Source organism: Pseudomonas prosekii (genome assembly GCF_900105155.1).
GTDB classification, from domain to species: domain Bacteria; phylum Pseudomonadota; class Gammaproteobacteria; order Pseudomonadales; family Pseudomonadaceae; genus Aquipseudomonas; species Aquipseudomonas prosekii.
Genome location: NZ_LT629762.1, coordinates 1,104,561 through 1,126,160 on the forward strand (window position 1 = coordinate 1,104,561; position 21,600 = coordinate 1,126,160).

General features: G+C 60.9%; 9 protein-coding genes. 6 read left to right on the top strand and 3 right to left on the bottom strand.

Annotated elements, in window-relative coordinates:
- Nucleotides 1–53 precede the first annotated feature (53 nt).
- On the bottom strand, nt 54–10,160 hold the full coding sequence (locus BLU01_RS05090; protein WP_231987131.1) for a retention module-containing protein: 10,107 nt from the start codon (nt 10,158–10,160) through the stop codon (nt 54–56).
- A 591-nt stretch (nt 10,161–10,751) separates the two neighbouring features.
- On the opposite strand from BLU01_RS05090, the gene BLU01_RS05100 reads away from it, so the two are divergent.
- The 3 genes from BLU01_RS05100 (at nt 10,752) to BLU01_RS05110 (ending at nt 15,793) form a co-directional block, all read left to right on the top strand.
- Complete coding sequence (locus BLU01_RS05100) at nt 10,752–12,110, top strand: TolC family outer membrane protein (RefSeq protein ID WP_092271584.1); 1,359 nt, start codon at nt 10,752–10,754, stop codon at nt 12,108–12,110.
- 134 nt (nt 12,111–12,244) lie between these two features.
- On the top strand, nt 12,245–14,404 hold the full coding sequence (locus tag BLU01_RS05105) for a type I secretion system permease/ATPase (RefSeq protein ID WP_092271587.1): 2,160 nt from the start codon (nt 12,245–12,247) through the stop codon (nt 14,402–14,404).
- A 9-nt stretch (nt 14,405–14,413) separates the two neighbouring features.
- A complete protein-coding gene (locus tag BLU01_RS05110) occupies nt 14,414–15,793 on the top strand; it encodes an HlyD family type I secretion periplasmic adaptor subunit (RefSeq protein WP_092271589.1) in 1,380 nt (459 codons plus the stop codon).
- Nucleotides 15,794–15,939: 146 nt separating this feature from the next.
- Here the strand turns inward: BLU01_RS05110 and BLU01_RS05115 are convergent, their stop codons facing one another.
- Together BLU01_RS05115 and BLU01_RS05120 are read right to left on the bottom strand one after the other, a co-directional pair.
- Nucleotides 15,940–16,536: a tRNA-uridine aminocarboxypropyltransferase gene (locus tag BLU01_RS05115; protein ID WP_092271591.1), complete on the bottom strand. Its 597-nt coding sequence runs from the start codon at nt 16,534–16,536 to the stop codon at nt 15,940–15,942.
- A 13-nt stretch (nt 16,537–16,549) separates the two neighbouring features.
- Nucleotides 16,550–17,446: a LysR family transcriptional regulator gene (locus BLU01_RS05120; protein ID WP_092271593.1), complete on the bottom strand. Its 897-nt coding sequence runs from the start codon at nt 17,444–17,446 to the stop codon at nt 16,550–16,552.
- A gap of 1,083 nt (nt 17,447–18,529) precedes the next feature.
- Here BLU01_RS05120 and speB point away from each other — a divergent pair.
- The 3 genes from speB to BLU01_RS05135 are packed head-to-tail and all read left to right on the top strand — an operon-like array spanning nt 18,530 to nt 21,472.
- On the top strand, nt 18,530–19,480 hold the full coding sequence (speB, locus tag BLU01_RS05125; RefSeq protein ID WP_092271595.1) for an agmatinase: 951 nt from the start codon (nt 18,530–18,532) through the stop codon (nt 19,478–19,480).
- 9 nt (nt 19,481–19,489) lie between these two features.
- Entirely contained in the window at nt 19,490–19,912 is a 423-nt protein-coding gene (locus tag BLU01_RS05130; RefSeq protein WP_092271597.1) for a YybH family protein, read from the top strand.
- Nucleotides 19,913–19,966: 54 nt separating this feature from the next.
- Nucleotides 19,967–21,472: a purine-cytosine permease family protein gene (locus BLU01_RS05135; protein ID WP_092271599.1), complete on the top strand. Its 1,506-nt coding sequence runs from the start codon at nt 19,967–19,969 to the stop codon at nt 21,470–21,472.
- Nucleotides 21,473–21,600 lie beyond the last annotated feature (128 nt).

Here is a 21,600-nt window from a genome sequence, read left to right on the forward strand (position 1 = left end):
AACCCGCCACCCCATAAAGGTATGGCGGGTTTTGTCGTTTCAGCCCTGCGGCATCACACGGTATCGACCTTCAGCGAGTGGTCACTGAGCATGCCAGTGATGATCGTCGCCGTGTCGTGTCCGCCGGCCACCACGCCGCCCGCGCCCGGCGTTACACCGTACTGGCTGGCGAGGTTGACGCCGGCCAGGTCGATGGTCTGGTTCGGCGTGGCGCCGGCCATTGCGCCGACGTCAATGCTGGTGACCAGCGAGGCGCCGCTGCCGGTGACTTTGAAGTGCAGGTAGTCATCCAGCGAAGCGGCCGTGCCGTTCTCCCCTTGTAGCAGTTGTGACAGGTCGAGCTGATCGGTGCCTGGGGTGAAGTCGGTGATCACGTCATGGCCGCTGTTGCCCGCCAGCCATTTGAAGGTGTCGGCGCCGGCGCCACCGGTCAGGGTGTTGTTGCCGAGGCCACCAATCAGGAAGTCATCGCCGCCGCCACCGTTGAGCACGTCGTTGCCCAGACCACCGTTGATCACGTTGCTGTTGTTGTCGCCGCGCAAGGTGTCGTTGAAATTGGAACCGGTGAGGTTCTCGATACCCAGCAGCGTATCGGTGCCGGCGCCGAGGGTGTTTTGCGCGGTCAGCAGGCTCAAATCGACCGTGACCCCGGCGGTGGCATGGCCATAACTGGCGGTGTCGCTGCCAGTGCCGCCATCGAGCAGGTCATTGCCCAGACCGCTGTAGAGCAAATCGTTGCCGGCGCCACCGTGCAGTTCGTTGTTGCCGTTGCCGGCAGTCAGCACGTCGTTGCCGTCGCCGGCGTTGATGATGTTGTTGCCGGTGCCGGCCACCAACACGTCATCGCCCGCCGTACCGGTGAGGGTATGGCCGTCCTGATAGCTGATGGTCACGTTCGCCGTGTCGCTGCCGCCATGGTTATCGTTGGCGGTGTAGGTGCCGTGGAAGTCCGGCGTCAGATCATGCGCGCCGGCGTAGTTGATCTTCATCGACAGCTGATAGTTTTCGGCCGCCGTGGTGTTGGTGCCGCTGGTATTGGTGATGTTGGTCACGTGAATCCGGTAAGTGCCATCGGACGTCGCGTTGATGGTGCCGCCGTCGGCGATGGCGACGAACGCGCCACCGTTGAGCGAGTACTCCATGGCGACATGACCGGCAGCCAGGTTGTGATCGAGATTAAGGGTTTCGCCCTGTTTCAGTTTCACCGTGATCATGTCTTCATCGTTGGCGTTGCTAGCGGCGACCGCGCCGAGGTAGCCGCTGACCAGCAGCACGGCGGTCATCGTTGCAGAGTTGGCCGCGAACGAGTTGCGTACGTCGGCCAAGGCCTGGTTGGCCGCGTTGTTGCCGGTGCCGGTGAAGCCCACCGCGCCAGTCCCGGTGAAGTCGGCACCCTTGGCCACCCAACCGGTGTTGAACGTGGTCGGGGTCGCGGTTTTCGGATCGCCATTGGCGTCGGTGTCGTTGGCCAGCAGCAGTTCGCCCGGGACCACGATGTTGCTCGACAGCACGTTGGTGATGACGTTGTCATCGGCCGCAACTGGCGCCGCGTTCGGGATCACTTTGATGGTGAGCGACGAACTGGCCAGGTCGCCGTCATTGTCGCTGACGGTGAAACCGATGTTCTCGGTGATCACCACGGCCGTGGTTTTCTGCGAGATGTAGTTGTATTCGCCGGTGTCGAGGTTCACCACCAGCGTGCCGCTGTTACTGGTGGCGATGCTCAGGGTGTTGTCGACAGTGTTGAACGTGCCTTTGTTGGCGCCGCCGCTGAAGTTCAGCGAGCCCTGATTGCCGTTGGCTTTCGGGTCGTAGGTGTAGGTGGTGCCATCGACGACGATGGATTTGATAAAACCGCCATCCGCGCCAAAAGTGCCGCCATCCAGCAAGGTGCCGGTGACTGGAGCGCCCTGCACCGTGCCCGACAGCACCGAGTTGAGCTGGTTGAGATCGGTCACCACCACCGCGTTGGTATCGGTGTGGGTGCTGCCGTCGTAAGCCAGTGGATTGAGGTTGGCACTGCTGACGCCGCTACCCAGGCCAATCGCGTAGTTCTTGATGCCGTTGGCGTCGAGGAAAGCCTTCCACGCTGCTTCGTCGGCGGTGCCGGTTTCCTGGCCGCTGGTAGGTTTGCCGTCGGAGAAGAAGTAGCCGACGTTCTGCGCACCGGTCAGTTGCCCGGAGGTGTTGAACGCCAGTTTCGCCGCCGCAACCGCCGCGTCGTAGTTGGTGCCGCCGCCCGCCGTCAGCGTCGCAATGATCGACTTCGCCGTGGCGACATCGACCCAGATCGGGGTCTTGTCGGCGGCGCTGCTGCTGAAGGTGACGATCTGCACGCGCACATCGCCGAGGTCGTCGTACTTGTCGAGCAGAGCACTGATCGCCTGCTTGGCCAGCGCCATCCGCGACAGGCCCGGCACACCGGAAGCGTCCGCCATACTGCCGGACACGTCGATCACCAGCAGCAGGTTGGAATCGATTTCCACCGCGGTGACCGAACGTTCAGAGGCCACGGCTCTTGGCACGTCATCGACAATGTTGACGACGATGGTGCTGGTGGTGCTGTTGCCCAGCGCGTCGGTGGCTTTGTAAGTGAAACTTTCGCTCAGGGTATCCGCGCCATTGTTGGCGCTCGGCGAAGTTTTCGGCGCCGAAGTCAGCGTGTAGGTGTAGCTGCCGTCCGCGTTGAGCAGCATCTGCCCGTAAGTGCCAGTGGCGCTGCCGACCAGGCTGTAAGTCAGCGCGCCGCTGCCGCCGGTGACGGCGCCGACCAGCGTGCCGGTGGCGGTTTCGCCGGTGTTGCTCGGGTCACTGCCGATGACGGTGCCGGGCGCCAGGTCGAGGCCGTCCTTGCTCAGGTCGAGGGCTTTTTCGAAGACCGTTACGTCCTGATCGACCGCAGCCTTGAGGCCGCTGTCGGTGACGTTGATTTTGATCGTGGTGGTGCTTTCATCGCCGTCGGCATCGCGCACGGTGTAGACGAACGTGTCGGTCGCACCGGCCACGCCCACCGAGTTCGGATTGGCGTGATACACCGCGTTGCCCGCCGCATCCAGCGTCAGGTAGCCGTAGGTGCCATTGATGTTGGTGCCGAGCCCGCCCACCGCCGAGGTGCCGGTGTTGCTGCCGGCGCGCACGCCGATCACCGCCCCGCCCGCCGCCGCGCCATCGGCACCGAGCACGTCGTTGCCGAGCACGCTGATGTTGACGGTCGCACCTTCGATCGCGGTGCCAGTGTCGGCAGCAGCGGTCGGCAGGTCATCGACGATGTTGACGTTGATCTGGCCCGACGCGGTGCTGCCATCGGTGTCGGTCGCCACCACGGTGAAATTTTCCGTGAGGCTGTTGGCGCCATTCGCGGTCGGATGGCTTTCGTTATCGACCAGGGTGTAGCTGTAGCTGATCACGCCGGTGGTCGCGTTGTAGTTGTTGATGGTGAACGTGCTGCCGAGCGGCGAGGCGATCGATTGCGGCAAGCCTGCCGCCACGCCACCGACAACCACGTTGATCCCGCCGACGCTCAGGCTTTGCAGACCGTCGAGGGCGGTGACGGTGAACGTACCGTTCTGGGTCAGCGCTGACGGATTGGGGCTGGTGCCGTCGCTGAGGTTTTTCTCGTAGACGGTCAGCTCGCCGCCCGTGACGTCGAGGCCATTGAGCGTCACCGGATCGTTGTTGTTGTGGATGTTCAGCACCAGGTTGGCAGTGCTGGTATCGCCGTCGGCATCGGTCAGGGTGTAGGCAAAGGTTTCGGTGCCATTGCCGCCGCCGTGCAGGTTTTTGAAGTCGGCATCATTGCTGTCCAGCGTGTAGGTGTAGGTGCCGTTGGCGTTCAGCACCAAAGTGCCGTAAGTCCCGGTGAAAGTGCCTGGGGTCACCGGTCCGGCATTCGGCCCGGTTGCAACGCGGTCGGCACCTTGAATGTCGTTGGTCAACACGTTGCCATTGAGGGTCAACAGGCTTTCCGAAGCCGTGGCGACGTTGCTGTCATTCACGGCTTTCGGCACGTCATCGACGATGTTGACGACGGTGGTGCTGCTGGTGATGTTGCCCAGCGAATCGGTGGCCTGATAAGTGAAGCTTTCGGTCAACGTGTTCGCGCCATCGTTGGCGTGCGGCGTGGTGCTGGCCGGCGAAGTCAGGGTGTAGGTGTACGTGCCGTTGGCGTTGAGCTGGATCTGTCCATAGTTGCCATTGGCGCTGCCAACCAGGCTGTAGGTGATCGCGCCGATAGCGCCGGTGACCGAGCCGACCAACGTGCCGCTGGCGGTTTCGCCGCTGCTGGTCGGATCGCTGCCGACCACGGTGCCGGCCGCCAGGTCCTGGCCATCCTTCGTCAGGTCGAGGGCTTTTTCGTAGACCGTGACGTCGCTGTCGCTGGCCGCTTTGATGCAGCTATTCGACACGTCGATGGTGATGGTCGTGGTGCTTTCATCGCCATCGGCATCGCGCACGGTGTAGGTGAACACATCGGTGGCGCCCGGGCCGTTCACGGCGTTCGGGTTGCTGTGGTAAACCGCGTTGCCGTTGGCGTCCAGCGTCAGGTAGCCGTAGGTGCCGTTGATGTTGGTGCCCAAGCCACCGATGGCCGAGGTCGAGGTGTCGCCGCCAACACGCACGCCCACTACCGCGCCGCTGAGCGCTGGACCGTCGGCGCCGCCGATGTCGTTATCCAGCACATTGCCGGAGATCGTCGCGCCCTCCGCCACCGTTGCGCTGTCCGGGTGTGCGGTCGGCAGGTCATCGACGATATTGACGTTGATCTGGTCGGTCGCAGTGCTGCCGTCGGTGTCGGTCGCCACCACGGTGAAGTTTTCCGTGATGCTGTTGGCGCCGTTGGCGTTTGGATGGGTTTCGTTATCCACCAGCGTGTAGCTGTAGCTGACCACGCCGGTAATTTCGTTGTAACCGGTGACGGTCAACGTGCTGCCGAGCGGTGTGACGATCGATTGCGGGAAGCCTGCGACCACGCCGCCGCTGACAATGTTGAGCCCGCCCACGGTCAAGGTCTGCAAACCGTCGAGCGCGGTGACGGTGAAGCTGCCGCTTTGGGTCAGGGCCGTGGCGTTGGGACTGGTGCCGTCGCTGAGGTTTTTCTCATAGACGGTCAGCTCGCCACCCGCGACGTCGAGGCCGTTGAGGGTCACTGGGTCATCGTTGTTGTGGATGTTCAGCACCAGATTAGCGGTGCTGGTATCGCCGTCGGCATCGGTCAGCGTGTAGGCGAACGTTTCCGTGCCGTTGCCGCCGCCGTGCAGGTTTTTGAAATCGGCGTCGCTGGTGTTGAGGGTGTAGGTGTAAGTGCCGTTGGCGTTAAGGACCAGGGTGCCGTAAGTGCCGGTGAAGGTGCCTGGAGTGACAGGCCCGGCATTCGGCCCGGTAGCTACGCGGTCGGCGCCTTGTACGTCGTTGGTCAGGACGTTGCCGTTGAGCGTCAGCAAGCTTTCCGACGCGGTGCTGGCGTTGCTGTCATTGGCGGCCTGCGGCAGGTCGTCGATGATGTTGACGTCCAGCGTTGCATTGGCGGTGGTGCCGTTATCGTCGACCACGGTGACGGCAAATTGCTCAGGCAGGTTGTTGGCGCCGTTGGCATTCGCGTGGGTTTCAGTGGCGTTCAATGTGTAGCTGTAGCTGACAACGCCGGTGGTTGCGTCGAAACCGGTGATGGTCAGCGTGTTGCCCAAACCGGTGGCGATTGATTGCGGGAATCCGGCAGACACGCCGCCGCTGACCACGCTGATGCCGCCGACGGTCAACGTCTGCACTCCGTCCAGCGCGGTGATGGTGAACGTACCGTTTTGGGTCAGCGCGGTGGAGTCCGGTGCGCTGCCGAGTTCGAGGTTTTTCTCGAATACGGTGAGTTCGCCACCAGCGACATTCAGGCCGTCAATCGTCACTGGATCGTCGTTGTTGTGGATCTGCAAAACCAGGGTTGCGGTGCTGGTATCGCCATCGGCATCGGTCAACGTGTAGGTGAAGTTTTCCGTGCCGTCGCCACCACCGGTTAACGCTTTGAAATCGGCGTCTGTGGTATTCAGGGTGTAGGTGTAAGTGCCGTTGGCGTTCAATACCAACGTGCCGTAAGTCCCGGCGAATGTGCCTGGAGTGATCGGGCCAGTGGCCACGCGATCCGCGCCTTGGACGTCGTTGGTCAGGACGTTGCCATTCAGCGTCAGCAAGGTTTCGGACGCAATATCAGCGTTAGTGTCGTTGACTGCTTGCGGCACATCGTCGATGACGTTGACGTCCAGCGAACCGGTGGCCGTGGTGCCGTTATCGTCGACGACGGTGACAGCAAATTGCTCAGGCAGGTTGTTGGCGCCGTTGGCATTCGCGTGTGCTTCGTTGGCGTTCAATGTGTAGCTGTAGCTGACAACGCCGGTGGTTGCGTCGAACCCGGTGATGGTCAGCGTGTTGCCCAAACCGGTGGCGATTGATTGCGGGAATCCGGCAGACACGCCGCCGCTGACGACAGCGATTCCGCCGACGGTCAGGGTTTGCACGCCGTCCAGCGCGGTGATGGTGAACGTACCGTTTTGGGTCAGTGCTGCCGCATCCGGGGCACTGCCGTCGCTGAGGTTTTTCTCGAATACGGTGAGTTCGCCGCCGTTGACGTTGAGGCCGTCAATCGTCACTGGATCGTCGTTGTTGTGGATCTGCAAAACCAGCGTTGCGGTGCTGGTATCGCCGTCGGCATCGGTCAACGTGTAGGTGAAGTTTTCCGTGCCGTCGCCACCACCGGTTAACGCTTTGAAATCGGCGTCTGTGGTATTCAGGGTGTAGGTGTAAGTGCCGTTGGCGTTCAATACCAACGTGCCGTAAGTCCCGGCGAATGTGCCTGGAGTGATCGGGCCAGTGGCCACGCGATCCGCGCCTTGGACGTCGTTGGTCAGGACGTTGCCATTCAGCGTCAGCAAGGTTTCGGACGCAATATCAGCGTTAGTGTCGTTGACTGCTTGCGGCACATCGTCGATGACGTTGACGTCCAGCGAACCGGTGGCCGTGGTGCCGTTATCGTCGACGACGGTGACAGCAAATTGCTCAGGCAGGTTGTTGGCGCCGTTGGCATTCGCGTGTGCTTCGTTGGCGTTCAATGTGTAGCTGTAGCTGACAACGCCGGTGGTTGCGTCGAACCCGGTGATGGTCAGCGTGTTGCCCAAACCGGTGGCGATTGATTGCGGGAATCCGGCGGATACGCCGCCGCTGACCACGCTGATGCCGCCGACGGTCAACGTTTGCACGCCGTCCAGCGCAGTGATGGTGAACGTACCGTTTTGGGTCAGCGCAGTGGAGTCCGGTGCGCTGCCAAGTTCGAGGTTTTTCTCAAAAACAGTGAGCTCGCCACCGTTGACGTTGAGGCCGTCAATCGTCACTGGATCGTCGTTGTTGTGGATCTGCAAAACCAGCGTTGCGGTGCTGGTATCGCCGTCGGCATCGGTCAACGTGTAGGTGAAGTTTTCCGTGCCGTCGCCACCACCGGTCAGCGCTTTGAAATCAGCGTCTGTGGTGTTCAGGGTGTAGGTGTACGTGCCGTTGGCGTTCAACACCAATGTGCCGTAAGTCCCGGCGAATGTGCCTGGAGTGATCGGGCCAGTGGCGACGCGATCCGCGCCTTGGACGTCGTTGGTCAGGACGTTGCCATTCAGCGTCAGCAAGGTTTCGGACGCGATATCAGCGTTACTGTCGTTGACTGCTTGCGGCAGGTCGTCGATGACATTGACGTCCAGCGACCCGGTGGCCGTGGTGCCGTTATCGTCGACTACGGTGACGGCAAATTGCTCAGGCAGGTTGTTGGCGCCGTCGGCATTCGCGTGGGTTTCAGTGGCGTTCAATGTGTAGCTGTAGCTGACGACGCCGGTGGTTGCATCGAACCCGGTGATGGTAAGCGTGTTGCCCAAACCGGTGGCGATTGATTGCGGGAATCCGGCGGATACACCGCCGCTGACGACAGCGATTCCGCCGACAGTTAACGTCTGCACGCCGTCCAGCGCAGTGATGGTGAACGTACCGTTTTGGGTCAGCGCGGTGGAGTCCGGTGCGCTGCCAAGTTCGAGGTTTTTCTCGAAAACCGTGAGCTCGCCACCGTTGACGTTGAGGCCGTCAATCGTCACTGGATCGTCGTTGTTGTGGATCTGCAACACCAGGGTTGCGGTGCTGGTGTCGCCGTCGGCATCGGTCAACGTGTAGGTGAAGTTTTCCGTGCCGTCGCCACCACCGGTCAGCGCTTTGAAATCGGCGTCGGTGGTGTTCAGGGTGTAGGTGTAAGTGCCGTTGGCGTTCAACACCAACGTGCCGTAAGTCCCGGCGAACGTGCCTGGAGTGATCGGGCCAGTAGCCACGCGATCGGCGCCCTGCACATCGTTGGTCAGCACGTTGCCGTTGAGCGTCAGCAAGGTTTCGGACGCGGTGTCAGCGTTGCTGTCGTTGACTGCCTGCGGCACATCGTCGACGACGTTGACGTCCAGCGAACCGGTCGCCGTGGTGCCGTTGTCGTCGACCACGGTCACCGCAAATTGCTCAGGCAAACCATTCGCACCATTGGCGTCCGGATGCGCTTCGTTGCCATTCAACGTGTAGCTGTAACTGACCACACCGGTCGTCGCATCGAACCCGGTGATGGTCAGGGTATTGCCCAAACCGGTGGCGATTGATTGCGGGAAACCTGCCGCCACGCCGCCGCTGACCACGCTGATGCCGCCGATCGTCAGCGCCTGCACGCCGTCCAGCGCGGTGATGGTGAACGTACCGTTTTGGGTCAGCGCTGCCGCATCCGGCGCACTGCCTTCGCTGAGGTTTTTCTCGAAGATTGTCAGCTCGCCGCCGCCAATGTTCAGGCCGCCGATGCTCACGGGATCGTCATTGTTTTGGATCTGCAGCACCAGGTTGGCCGTGCTGCTGTCGCCGTCCGCATCGGTGAGGGTGTAGGCGAACGTTTCGGTGCCGTTGCCGCCACCGGTCAGCGCTTTGAAATCGGCGTCGCTGGTATTCAACGTGTAGGTGTACGTGCCGTTGGCGTTCAACACCAACGTGCCGTAAGTCCCGGCGAACGTGCCGGGGGTGATCGGGCCGCTGTTCGGCCCGACAGGCACGCGATCGGCGCCCTGCACGTCGTTGGTCAGCACGTTGCCATTGAGCGTCAGCAGCGTTTCCGAAGCGACGCCGTTGTTGTCGTCGATGGCGAGCGGCACGTCGTCGGTGATGTTGACGTCCAGCGAACCGGTGGCGGTGTCGCCATTGGTGTCGACGGCGACCACGGTGAATTGTTCGCTGAGGTTATTGGCGCCATCGCCGGCCGAATGGGTTTCGTTGCCGGTGAGGGTGTAGCTGTAGCTGACGACGCCGGTCGCCGGGTTGTAACCAGTGACGGTCAGGGTGTTGCCGAGTTGCGAAGTGATCGATTGCGGGAAGCCTGCCGCGACGCCGCCGCTGATCACGTTGATGCCGCCGATGCTCAGACTCTGCAGGCCATCGGCCGCGTTCACCGTGAAAGTGCCGCTCTGCGTCAGGGCCGCCGAATTGGCTGCCGAGCCGTCCGGCAGATTGGCCTCGTTGAGGGTCAATTCACCGCCAGCGTTATCGAGGCCGCCGAGGGTGACGATATTGTTCACGGGCGGCACGACCACCGCAGGTGCGTCGTCACCCTGATCGACATCAGCGTTGCGCCGCTCTTCCGGAAACTCCGGAATGCCGCCGAAGCCTTCGGTCGGGAAACCAATGTTCGGATCAACCCGGCCACCGACTTCTTCCAGCAATACAAAACTGTGCCCGCCGCCCGCTGCACCACCCGGTGTGGTTGTGCCTTCCGGACCGGCCGCAGTGGCTTCGCCGACCTTGGTCGGGTCTTCACCGGCGGCGATGGCTTGTTGCAATTGCTCGACGTCCGTCAGTTGACCCTGACTTGGCGTCACCGCATCGGCAGTTTCGACATGCGGCGCCTGATGCGCGAGCAGTTGTGCGGTCAGTTGCAGGCTGCTGCCACGCCCGAGCGTCAGTTCCTGGCCATTTTGCAGATGCACAGCCACCGCGCCTTCAGCCCCGGTGACCAATTGATCGCCGGCGAACAGTCTGTCGCCCTCGATCAATGCACGTCGGGTACCGTCGCTCGCGACCGCAAACACCTGACCAATAACCTTACTGACGATTCCGATGAGCGTAGCCATGTGCAAATCTCCTGCGCTGCCAACCGCTGTCGGCACCTGGTGGTGTGAAAAACGTGCTGACGGCGAAGCGGTCCACCCGGCGGATCGTCGATCAAAAAGCGTTTACCGAGGTAAATCGCGTTTCCGACAACGTTCTCCTCAGGCGTTTCGCTCGCGGGCCAACTAGTCCTGCCTGGAATAAAAACCCTGTGCAATCAATGGCATTGGGTCTTACCAGCGGAAAAATCTCCCGGCGAACGATGCGTAACGGTGTTGAATCACTCGAGTGACAAAAAAATGCCGCTCGAAAACCGTCCCACTTCCCTCCCCTCCAACACTTCTCCACTCTTTTTCGCTAAGTGGATGGAACTTTCCTTAAAACCCCTGCAAGCTCTGTAAGGCTAGTAATTCAAGGGCTTTCGGTTTGAACAATGTGCCGGATTTTTTAGAGCGCATAAGTTTTTTTTGGAATAAGCGTTAGAAGAAAATCTTCTTAGGTTTTCGCTAGAATGTTCTTAGCTCTGTTGTTACAAGAGTGAAACGGTTTTACTAAAAATAACGTCAAACATTTGACGACAGTTAAGCACCATAGGAAACAAGGGAGAAGTACCCATGCGCCTCTTTACCCCCCTCTGCAGCGCGATTTTGCTGGCCATGGCCTGCACTTCCCAGGCTCAGGCCATGTCATTGACCGATGCGATCCAAAGCACCATCGCAACTCACCCCGAGCTTGCTTCGCGTGTGGACGCGCGCCTTTCGGCCGATGAACAAGTGAAAGTCGCCAAAGGGGGCTTCTATCCGTCGGTGGATTTGAACGCCGCTTACGGGCGCGGCTACAGCGATAACACCAACACTCGGGCGTTCGGTAATCACAACACCGAAATCCTCACGTACACCCAGTCGGAGCTGCGTCTGCGGCAGATGCTGTTCGACGGTTTCAACACCTCGAATGAAGTCGAGCGCACCAAAGGCGTATCCAACTCCCGTGCCTATTACGCCCAGGGCACCGCTCAGGATCTGGCCTTGCGCACCATCGAGGTTTACCTCGAAGTGCTCAAACGCCGCGAACTGGTGACGCTGGCGACCAACAACTTGCAGGCGCACATGCGCGTCAACGACCAGATCGGCCTGCGCACCCAGCGCGGCGTCGGCAGCAACGCCGACTCCGATCAGTCGTCCGCCCGTCGCGCATTGGCGCAGAACAACCTCGACACCGCTGAAGTGGATCTGGCCGACGCCGAGTCGAACTTCTTCAACGTCGTCGGGCGCATGCCGGATGAGCTCGAAGCCCCGGCATCGACCCGTGGCGAGTTGCCGAACACCCTGCCGGAAGCCCAGCAGAGCATGGTCGAAAACAACCCGTACCTGAAATCCGCGCAGGCTGACGTGCAGTCGGCCGAGAGCCAGTACGAAGTTGCCAAGTCGCCGTTCTACCCGCGCTTCGACGCTGAAGCGGCAGTCGGCGCGAACAACAACGTGCAGGGCGACGAAGGTCACGACAACGAGTGGCGTGTCGGCGTGGTGATGAACTACAACCTGTTCCGTGGCGGCAGCGACAAGGCCCGTCTGGCGTCCGACGCGCACCAGATCAATCAGGCGATGGACATCCGCAACAACGCCTTGCGCCAGCTCAACGAAAACATTCACCTGGCGTGGAACGCCATGGTCAATGCGAAGAAACAAACCCCGACCGCTCGCGAATACGCCGAGACCACTCGACGCGTACGTGCGGCGTATCAGGACCAGTTCGGCCTCGGCCAGCGCACCCTGCTCGACTTGCTCGACAGTGAAAACGAGCTCTACAACGCCAACCGTCGCTACACCGAAGTGCGCTACACCGAGGAATACTCGATGTACCGCGTGCTCTCGAACATGGGCCTGTTGCTGAGCAAACAACGCGTGGTGTTGCCTGCCGATGCGATCGCCTCCAGCGAAGTGAAGAACGAAGCGCGTTTGCCAGAACTGAGATAACCCCAGCAGGTGCTATCGCAGGCTGCAGTTTTTTGTTCCGGGGCTAAATCCCAGTGACAAAACCTCGCAGCCTTCGGCAGCTCCGTGCGCGAGGCGATGTGTAGATGTCTTTGCCAACAACGGGAGCGCTCGATTTGACCAGCATGGAACCCGGCAACACGGGTGTTGACCCGCGCCTGAGCTTCGATGACCCGCTTCTGGACGGTCTGCTGATTCTCTGCAAATTGCATGGCGCGGCGGTCAGTCGCGCCAGCCTGAGTGCCGGCCTGCCGCTAAACAAGCAACGCCTGAGCCTCGACCTGCTGCCGCGCGCAGCCGCTCGGGCCGGTTTGCAGGCGCGTTTGCTGCGCCGAGATCTGGCGGATATCTCTGCGCTCAACTTGCCGGTGCTATTGCTACTTAATAACGGTCGAACCGCCGTACTGCGGCGCTTCGGCGATGATGGGCAACTGTTGATTCTGCCCAGCGAAGCCGAGGGCGGCGAACAATGGGTCAGCCTCGAAGAGCTGACCACCAATTACAGCGGCCAGGCGTTATTCGCCCGGCCGCGCCATGAACTCGAAGACCTGCGCTCACCACTGGTGCCGCGGGTCGAAGCGTGGTTTCGCGACACGCTGAAACTGTCGAAATGGCTGTACAGCGACGCGATTCTTGCGAGTTTCCTGATCAACCTGCTGGGGCTGATGGTCCCGCTGTTCGTCATGCAGACTTACGACCGCGTGGTGCCGAACCAGGCGACCTCAACCCTGTGGGTGTTGGCGATCGGTCTATTGATCGGCACCGGATTTGAACTGGTGCTGCGCGTGGTCCGCGCGCATCTGCTGGACACCGCCGGCAAGAAAACCGACGTGATTCTTTCGGCGACGCTGTTCGAACGCATCACCGGCATGTCGATGAAGTCGCGGCCGGCGACCATCGGCGGTTTTGCCCAGAGCATTCATGACTTCCAGGGCCTGCGCGAGTTTCTCACCGCGGTCACCCTGACCAGCCTGATCGACCTGCCGTTTGCCGTGCTGATGCTGGTAGTCATCGGTTTGCTCGGCGGCTGGCTGGTGGTGATTCCGCTGCTGGCGTTTCCGATCACGATCATTTTCGCGATGATCATCCAGGTGCGTCTGCGCGACACCGTGCAGAAGAGTTTGAGCCTCGGCGCCGAACGCCAGGCATTGCTGATCGAAACCCTCGGCGGCCTGGAAACGCTCAAGGCTTGCAGCGCTGAAAGCGAACGCCAGCACAAATGGGAAAGCACCCACGGCGCCCTCACCCGCCTCGACAGCCACGCGCGCAATCTCTCGGCGCTGGCGACCAACGGCACGCTGTTCATCCAGCAATTCTCTGGCATGGCGACCATCGTCGCCGGGGTCTACAGCATCATCGCCGGCAACCTCAGCGTCGGCGCGCTGGTCGCGACGTACATGCTCGGCAGCCGCGTGCTCGCGCCGCTGGGACAGATCGCTGGTTTGATCACCCGTTACCAGCAAGCGCAACTGACCATGAAAAGCACCGACGCGCTGATGTCGCTGCCGCAGGAACGCGACGCCAAACAACGGCCGCTGGAGCGTACGCAGCTGCAAGGCGCGATGGACATCAACGGCGTGACGTTTCACTACAACGGCCAGAATGCCCCGGCGCTGGCCAACATCAGTTTCAGCGTCAAACCCGGCGAACGGATCGGCATCATCGGCCGTAGCGGTTCGGGCAAAAGCACTCTGGCGCGGCTGGTCATGGGTTTCTACACACCGGAAGACGGCCAACTGCTGCTCGATGGCCTCGACCTGCGGCAACTCGACGTCGCCGACCTGCGCCAACAGATCGGTTATGTCGCCCACGACTTGCCGCTGCTGGCCGGCAGCCTGCGCGACAACCTGACGCTCGGCGCGCGATACATCAGCGATTCACGCATGCTCGAAGTCGCCGAATTGACCGGTGTCACGGAGCTTGCCCGGCAACATCCGCAAGGCTTCGACCGCCCGGTCGGTGAGCGAGGCCAGTTGCTTTCCGGCGGTCAGCGCCAAGCGGTATTGCTCGCGCGCGCATTGTTGCTCGACCCGCCGATCATGCTGCTCGACGAACCGACCAGCGCGATGGACAACAGCAGCGAAGACGTTCTGCGGCAAAAACTTCACACCTGGGTCGAGGGCAAAACCCTGCTGCTGGTCACGCACCGCACTTCGATGCTGAGCCTGGTGGATCGGCTGGTGGTGCTGGACAACGGGCGGATCGTCGCCGACGGTCCGAAAGAAGCGGTCATCGATGCATTGCGCAAGGGCCGTGTCGGCTCTGCGGCGGTCTAGGAGCTACCCATGGCGCGTTCATCGTCCGACACTTCGCACAACACACCCAAGGATCGCGGCTATTTCGGCAGTTTCAGCAAGAGTGCGGAAAGCGAATACATGCCGGAAACCGCCGGCGCGGCGCTGCAGGATTCGCCGCGCCTGTCGCGGATCACCGTGTGGCTGGCCGCCGGGTTGCTGATTTCCGGACTGGTCTGGGCCAAATTCGCCGTGCTCGAAGAAGTCACCATGGGCGAAGGCAAGGCGATTCCGTCGAGCAAAATCCAGGTCATCCAGAACCTCGAGGGCGGCATCGTCACCGAAATCTTTGTTCGCGAAGGGCAAATGGTCAACAAGGGCGACACCCTGCTGCGCCTCGATGACACGCGGTTTCTGTCGAACAAGGGTGAGAGCGAGGCGGATCGTTATGCGTTGACCGCGCAAGTCGAGCGGCTGTCGGCCGAGGCTGAAGGACGGCCGTTCAAGCTGTCGCCGGAGGTGATCGCCAAGGCACCGCAAGTCGCTGAAGACGAGCGTTCGCTGTACGAACAACGCCAGCGTCGACTGGCCAGTGAGCAGCGCACGCTGACGGAACAACTTCGGCAAAAAACCCAGGAACTGGCGGAATTCCGCTCGAAACAGGGGCAGTTCAGTTCGAGCTTGGCGTTGCTCAATCAAGAGATGAACATGTCGGCGCCGCTGGTTGGCACGGGCGCGGTTTCGCCGGTGGAAATCCTCCGGTTGAAACGCAGCGCGGTGGAAATTCGCGGCTCGCTGAATGCGACGACGCTGGCGATTCCGCGGGCGGAATCGGCGATCAACGAGATCAAAAGCAAGATCGACGAATCGGAGCAATCCTTCCGCTCGGACGCGGCCAAGGAGCTGAATGAGAAGCGCACCGACCTGTCGAAAATCACCGCGTCGAGCATCGCCATCGAAGACCGCGTGACCCGCACCACGGTGGTGTCGCCGGTGCACGGGATCATCAAGGTGTTGAAGGTCAACACCATTGGCGGCGTGGTGCAACCGGGCAGCGACATGGTGGAAATCGTGCCGCTGGAAGACAACTTGCTGATCGAAGCCAAGGTCCGCCCGCAGGACGTGGCGTTCCTGCACCCGGGCCAGAAAGCCATGGTCAAGTTCAGTGCCTACGACTACACGATTTATGGCGGATTGAGCGCGAAGCTTGAGCTAATCGGCGCGGACACAATCACCGATGACAAGGGCAATAGCTTCTATCTGATCCAGGTTCGCACCGACAAAAACCATTTGGGCGGCGACGCCAAACCGCTGCTGATCATTCCGGGAATGGTGGCGACGGTGGACATTATTACCGGCGAGAAAAGCGTGCTGGATTACCTGCTCAAACCGGTGCTGAAAGCGCGGACCGAGGCGATGCGCGAGCGCTAGTCCCTGGCTGGAATTTGCTGTGATGGTTACAGCGCTATCGCGAGCAAGCTCGCTCCCACAGTGTTGTGTGCTGTGCTCATTATTTGTGTACGACTCAAACCCTGTGGGAGCGAGCTTGCTCGCGATGAGGCCCTTTCAGGCGCAGCCTATTTCGGGCCGTGATTACGCTGGTAAGTCTCCTCGCCCATCGCCGCAATCTGCCCTTCGATCAGCGCCTCGAACGGTTTCAACAGCGGTTCGAACGATGTCGGCGCTTCCAGCACCTGCAGCGCCTGCACAATCGCTTCCACCGTCGACAACGCCCCTGGCCCCGGGGCCTTGCGCAGTCGATACCGCGACACCCCGCCGCCCGCCAACGTCACACGCGGCAACGCCGCCAGCAGCGGATTGAGGTGCAACATCTTGCGCGCCTTGCGCCAAGTACCGTCAGGGACCACCAGCAATAACGGCAGAGCATTTTCGGCATACGCCTGCAACGGCTGCGCGTCATCGGCGGGGAACAACAACCGCGCCTGATACCCCGGCCGGTTCAACAGGCTCGGCAAATCCTCGAACACTTCGCCGACAATCAACTCGGCATTGGTCAGCCCCAGCGCCGCCAGTCGCGCGGTGTTCAACGCATGGTTCACTTCGCTCGGATGCTGCAACAGCAACACCCGCGTGCGGCTGTCAAGGCGCGGGATCATCGGGCACAAGCAATGGGTTTGTGGGCGCAGACAGCGCGGGCAGTGGATTCTGGGCATACGGGCCTTTCCTTCAAGCAGCCTGGTTGAGCTGCGCTTTAAGCAGATCGCGGAACGTCTGGATCAGCGGTTCGCGACTGCGGCCACGGCGCACAATCATCGAGAACGGCGCCTGATAGCCGAACGTCGCCGGCAGCAATACGCGCAAATCGCCCTTGTCGGCCCACGCCTGCGCGTAGTGCTCCGGCAGGTAGCCGATGTAGGCACCGGAGAGCACCAGAATCAGTTGCGCTTCCATACTTTCGACCGTCGCGGCGCTGTGTTTGAAACCGTGGCGCGCCAGTTCAGCTTGGCTCCAATAACCCCGACCGACCATGCGTTGCTGAGTGATGACTTGCTCGGGGATGCGCCGTTCGCTGAACAGCGGATGGCGGCTGCTGCAATACAACCAGTGTTGTTCGCGGTACAGCGGCATGTAGACCAACCCGCTCATGCGCGTGGAAAACGCGCCGATGGCGAGGTCGAGGCGGTTGTCCTGCACGCCGAGTTGCAGTTCGTAAGGGCTCATGACCGACAGGTGCAAATGCACCGCCGGGTGCTCCTGACTGTAGGCGCCGATGGCTTCGGCGAAAGGCAAGGCCTTGTCGCTGACGGTCGAATCGATCACGCCGAGGTTGAGGGTGCCGCGCAATTCGCCTTTCAACGCGGCGGCGTATTGCTCGAAACCTTCGAGTTCGCCCAGCAGCCGCAAGGTTTCCTGATGAAACAACTCGCCTTTGCTGGTCAGGCTGAACCCACCGCGCCCGCGATGGCACAGCACCAGACCGAGCGCCGCTTCGAGCTGGCTCATGTAGGTGCTGATCGCCGAGGTCGAGAGGTTGAGCTCTTGCTGGGCGTTGGCAAACCCCTGATGCCGCACCACGCTGACAAAAATACGCAGGAGTTTCAGGTCGGGTAAAGCATTGGCCATGGGAGCTCCGGGCTTTAGAAATGTGTTGCCTGTTGAATCCCCCCCTCACCCCAACCCTCTCCCCACGGGGGAGAGGGGGAAAGGGAGCCGATCTCCATGGCTTTCAAATCCTGCGTTTGACTCGATATTTCAGGTCGATGTAATTCCCGAGAACACCTCGTTCAGTCCCCTCTACCCCCTGAGAAGAGGGGGAAAGGGAGCCGATCTCCATGGCTTTCAAATCCTGAGTTTGATTCGATATTTCAGGTCCATGTAATTCCCGAGAACACCTCGGTCAGTCCCCTCTACCCTCTGAGGAGAGGGTGAAAGGGAGCCGATCTCCATGGCTTTCAAATCCTGAGTTTGATTCGATATTTCAGGTCGATGTAATTCCCGAGAACACCTCGGTCAGTCCCCTCTACCCCCTGAGGCGAGGGGGAAAGGGAGCCGATCTCCATGGCTTTCAAATCCTGAGTTTGAATCGATATTTCAGGTCGATGTAATTCCCGAGAACACCTCGGTCAGTCCCCTCTCCCCCCTGAGGAGAGAGGGAAAGGGAGCCGATCTCCATGGCTTTCAAATCCTGAGTTTGATTCGATATTTCAGGTCTATGTAATTCCCGAGAACACCTCGGTCAGTCCCCTCTACCCCCTGAGGGGAGGGGGAAAGGGAGCCGATCTCCATGGCTTTCAAATCCTGAGTTCGATTCGATATTTCAGGTCGATGTAATTCCCGAGAACACCTCGGTCAGTCCCCTCTACCCTCCGAGGAGAGGGGAAAAGGGAGCCGATCTCCATGACTTTCAAATCCTGAGTTCGACTCGATATTGCAGGTCGATGTAATTCCCGAGAACACCTCGGTCAGTCCCCTCTACCCTCTGGGGAGAGGGTTAGGGTGAGGGGTCGTTCTTGAGGCGAGTACAAAACTCAATGCCGCAAAGTCTAATCCCCCTTCAGCCATTAGTTTAGAAAAATCTGAACTAAGTATTTGCCCGTAGCGATTCTTCCTGCCCACTACATTTCGCATCATCCGGCCACAGCGGTGCCCGACCTTCCGAGAACGGCGCGCCGACATAAATAAAACAACGACGATGAGGCCCTACCCGTGGACAAGATTCTTCACCAACCACTGGGCGGCAACGAAATGCCGCGCTTCGGCGGCATCGCCACCATGATGCGACTCCCCCACTTGCCTACCGCTGCCGGCCTCGACGCCGCCTTCATTGGCGTGCCGCTGGACATCGGTACTTCGCTGCGCCCCGGCACTCGTTTCGGACCTCGCGAAATCCGCGCCGAATCGGTGATGATCCGCCCGTACAACATGGCGACCGGCGCCGCGCCGTTCGACTCGCTGTCGGTTGCCGACATCGGTGACGTAGCGATCAACACCTTCAACCTGCTCGACGCCGTGCGGATCATCGAAGAGTCCTACCACAACATCCTCGAACACGACGTGATCCCGCTGACCCTCGGCGGTGACCACACCATCACGCTGCCAATCCTGCGGGCGATCCATAAAAAGCACGGCAAGGTCGGGCTGGTGCACATCGACGCCCACGCCGACGTCAACGATCACATGTTCGGCGAGAAAATCGCCCACGGCACCACGTTCCGTCGCGCCGTCGAAGAAGGTCTGCTGGACCCGGATCGCGTCGTGCAAATCGGCCTGCGGGCGCAGGGTTACACTTCCGAAGACTTCAACTGGAGCCGCAAACAAGGTTTCCGTGTGGTTCAGGCTGAAGAGTGCTGGCACAAATCCCTGGCACCGCTGATGGCCGAAGTCCGCGAGAAAGTCGGCGGCGGTCCGGTATACCTGAGCTTCGACATCGACGGCATTGACCCGGCCTGGGCGCCTGGCACCGGCACCCCGGAAATCGGCGGTCTGACTACCATTCAGGCGATCGAAATCGTCCGTGGTTGCCAGGGCCTCGACCTCGTCGGTTGCGATCTGGTAGAAGTCTCGCCGGCTTACGACACCACCGGCAACACCTCGCTGCTCGCCGCCAATCTGCTTTACGAAATGCTCTGCGTACTGCCTGGCGTAGCACACCGCTGAGGGCTGGTCATGAACGAGCGCGATGAGGTTTTGCAAGCCGCCGCCAATCTGGTGAGCGCCTTCGCCCGTAACGATCGCGAAGCTTATTTCGGTGCATTCAGCAGCGACGCGAGCTTCGTGTTCTACACCCTCGGACAGCCACTGTTGTCGCGCGACGCCTATCAGGCGTTGTGGGACAACTGGCGCGCCGAGGATGGCTTCGAAGTGCTTTCGTGCACCTCGAGCAACGCCTTCGTCAGCCTGCAAGGTGATGTGGCGATTTTCATCCATGACGTCGCCACCGAGCTGCGCATGCAAGGGGAGCAACATTTCAGCCAGGAGCGCGAGACGATTGTTTTCAAAAAACAAGCGTCTGGCCAAGAACAACAAGGCCTATGGCTGGCCTGTCATGAACATTTGTCCGCGATGCCGGAAGGGCTGCCACCCCCTTAGCCAAACAGGTGACGCTCACGCACGATGAGCGCGCCTTTATGATCGGAGCTGATCATGAATAACAACAACAAAGAAAAAAGCCTTAGCAGCATTGAAACAAACGGGGTTGAACAGATCCCCGACCATGAGCGCGACGCCAAACCCAGCGATCTGTTTCGCTTGATCTTCGGCGGCGCCAATACCTTCGCCACTGCGGTACTCGGCAGTTTTCCGGTGTTATTCGGGCTGTCGTTTCAGGCCGGCGTGTGGGCAATTGTGCTGGGCGTGGTGCTCGGCGCGCTGATTCTGGCGCCGATGGGCCTGTTCGGTCCGCTCAACGGCACCAACAACGCCGTGTCTTCCGGTGCGCATTTTGGTGTGCATGGGCGGATTGTCGGCTCGTTTCTGTCGCTGCTGACCGCTATCGCGTTTTTCTCGTTGTCGGTGTGGAGCTCGGGTGATGCGCTGATCGGTGGCGCCAAACGCCTGATCGGTCTGCCGGAAACCGACCTGACGCTGGGCCTGGCCTACGGTTTGTTCGCGATCCTCGTGCTGACCGTGTGCATCTACGGTTTCCGCTTCATGTTGTGGGTCAATCGCATCGCGGTATGGGCCGCCAGCCTGTTGTTCCTGCTCGGCATCTTTGCTTTCGCGCCGACCTTCGACAGCCAGTTCGCCGGCACCGTCGCGGTCGGTCAGGCGGGTTTCTGGGCAGCCTTCATCGGTGCCGCGCTGGTGGCCATGAGTAATCCGATTTCCTTCGGCGCTTTCCTCGGCGACTGGTCGCGCTACATCCCGCGAGAAACGCCGAAGGCTCGGATCATGCTGGCGGTGATTGGCGCGCAACTCGCAACATTGATCCCGTTCCTGTTCGGCCTCGCCACCGCGACCATCGTTGCGATCAAGGCACCGGACTACATCGCCGCGAACAATTACGTCGGCGGCCTGCTGGCAGTTTCGCCGAGCTGGTTCTTCCTGCCGGTGTGCCTGATCGCGGTGATCGGCGGCATGTCGACCGGCACCACTTCCCTCTATGGCACCGGCCTGGACATGTCCAGCGTGTTCCCGCGCGTGTTGTCGCGGGTCAAAGCGACGTTGCTGATCGGCGTGATGTCGATCGCTTTCATCTTCATCGGGCGCTTTGCCGCCAACCTGGTGCAAAGCGTCTCGACCTTCGCTGTGCTGATCATCACCTGCACCACGCCTTGGATGGTGATCATGATCATCGGCCTCGTTGTGCGTCGCGGATTCTATTGCCCGGACGACCTGCAAGTGTTCACTCGCGGCGAAAAAGGTGGGCGTTACTGGTTCACCCACGGCTGGAACTGGCGCGGTCTGGGCGCGTGGATCCCGAGTGCGCTAGTGGGTTTGTGCTTCGTCAACCTGCCGGGGCAGTTCGTCGGTGTGCTCGGCGATCTGGCCGGCGGCATCGACATCAGCTTGCCGGTGACTTTGGGACTGGCGTCGCTGGTGTACCTGGCGCTGCTGAGTATGTTTCCGGAACCACGGGAAGTGTTCGGCCCGAAGGATGCTCGCAGCAAGGGAGCCGCCCCCGAGCCTGAACTGCGACAAGCCGCCTGACCAACGAATGACCTGTAGGAGCAAGGCTTGCCCGCGAAGAACGATCACGCGCTCAGTCTGACCGACCGCGCAGCCCCCTTCGCGGGCAGGCCTCGCTCCTACGGGAACTGAATTTCAGCCTCACCATA

Coding starts and splice junctions, on each gene's coding strand:
- BLU01_RS05090 (WP_231987131.1), bottom strand. CDS start 10,160: ATGGCTACGCTCATCGGAATCGTCAGTAAGGTTATTGGTCAGGTGTTT.
- BLU01_RS05100 (WP_092271584.1), top strand. CDS start 10,752: ATGCGCCTCTTTACCCCCCTCTGCAGCGCGATTTTGCTGGCCATGGCC.
- BLU01_RS05110 (WP_092271589.1), top strand. CDS start 14,414: ATGGCGCGTTCATCGTCCGACACTTCGCACAACACACCCAAGGATCGC.
- BLU01_RS05115 (WP_092271591.1), bottom strand. CDS start 16,536: ATGCCCAGAATCCACTGCCCGCGCTGTCTGCGCCCACAAACCCATTGC.
- BLU01_RS05120 (WP_092271593.1), bottom strand. CDS start 17,446: ATGGCCAATGCTTTACCCGACCTGAAACTCCTGCGTATTTTTGTCAGC.
- BLU01_RS05130 (WP_092271597.1), top strand. CDS start 19,490: ATGAACGAGCGCGATGAGGTTTTGCAAGCCGCCGCCAATCTGGTGAGC.
- BLU01_RS05135 (WP_092271599.1), top strand. CDS start 19,967: ATGAATAACAACAACAAAGAAAAAAGCCTTAGCAGCATTGAAACAAAC.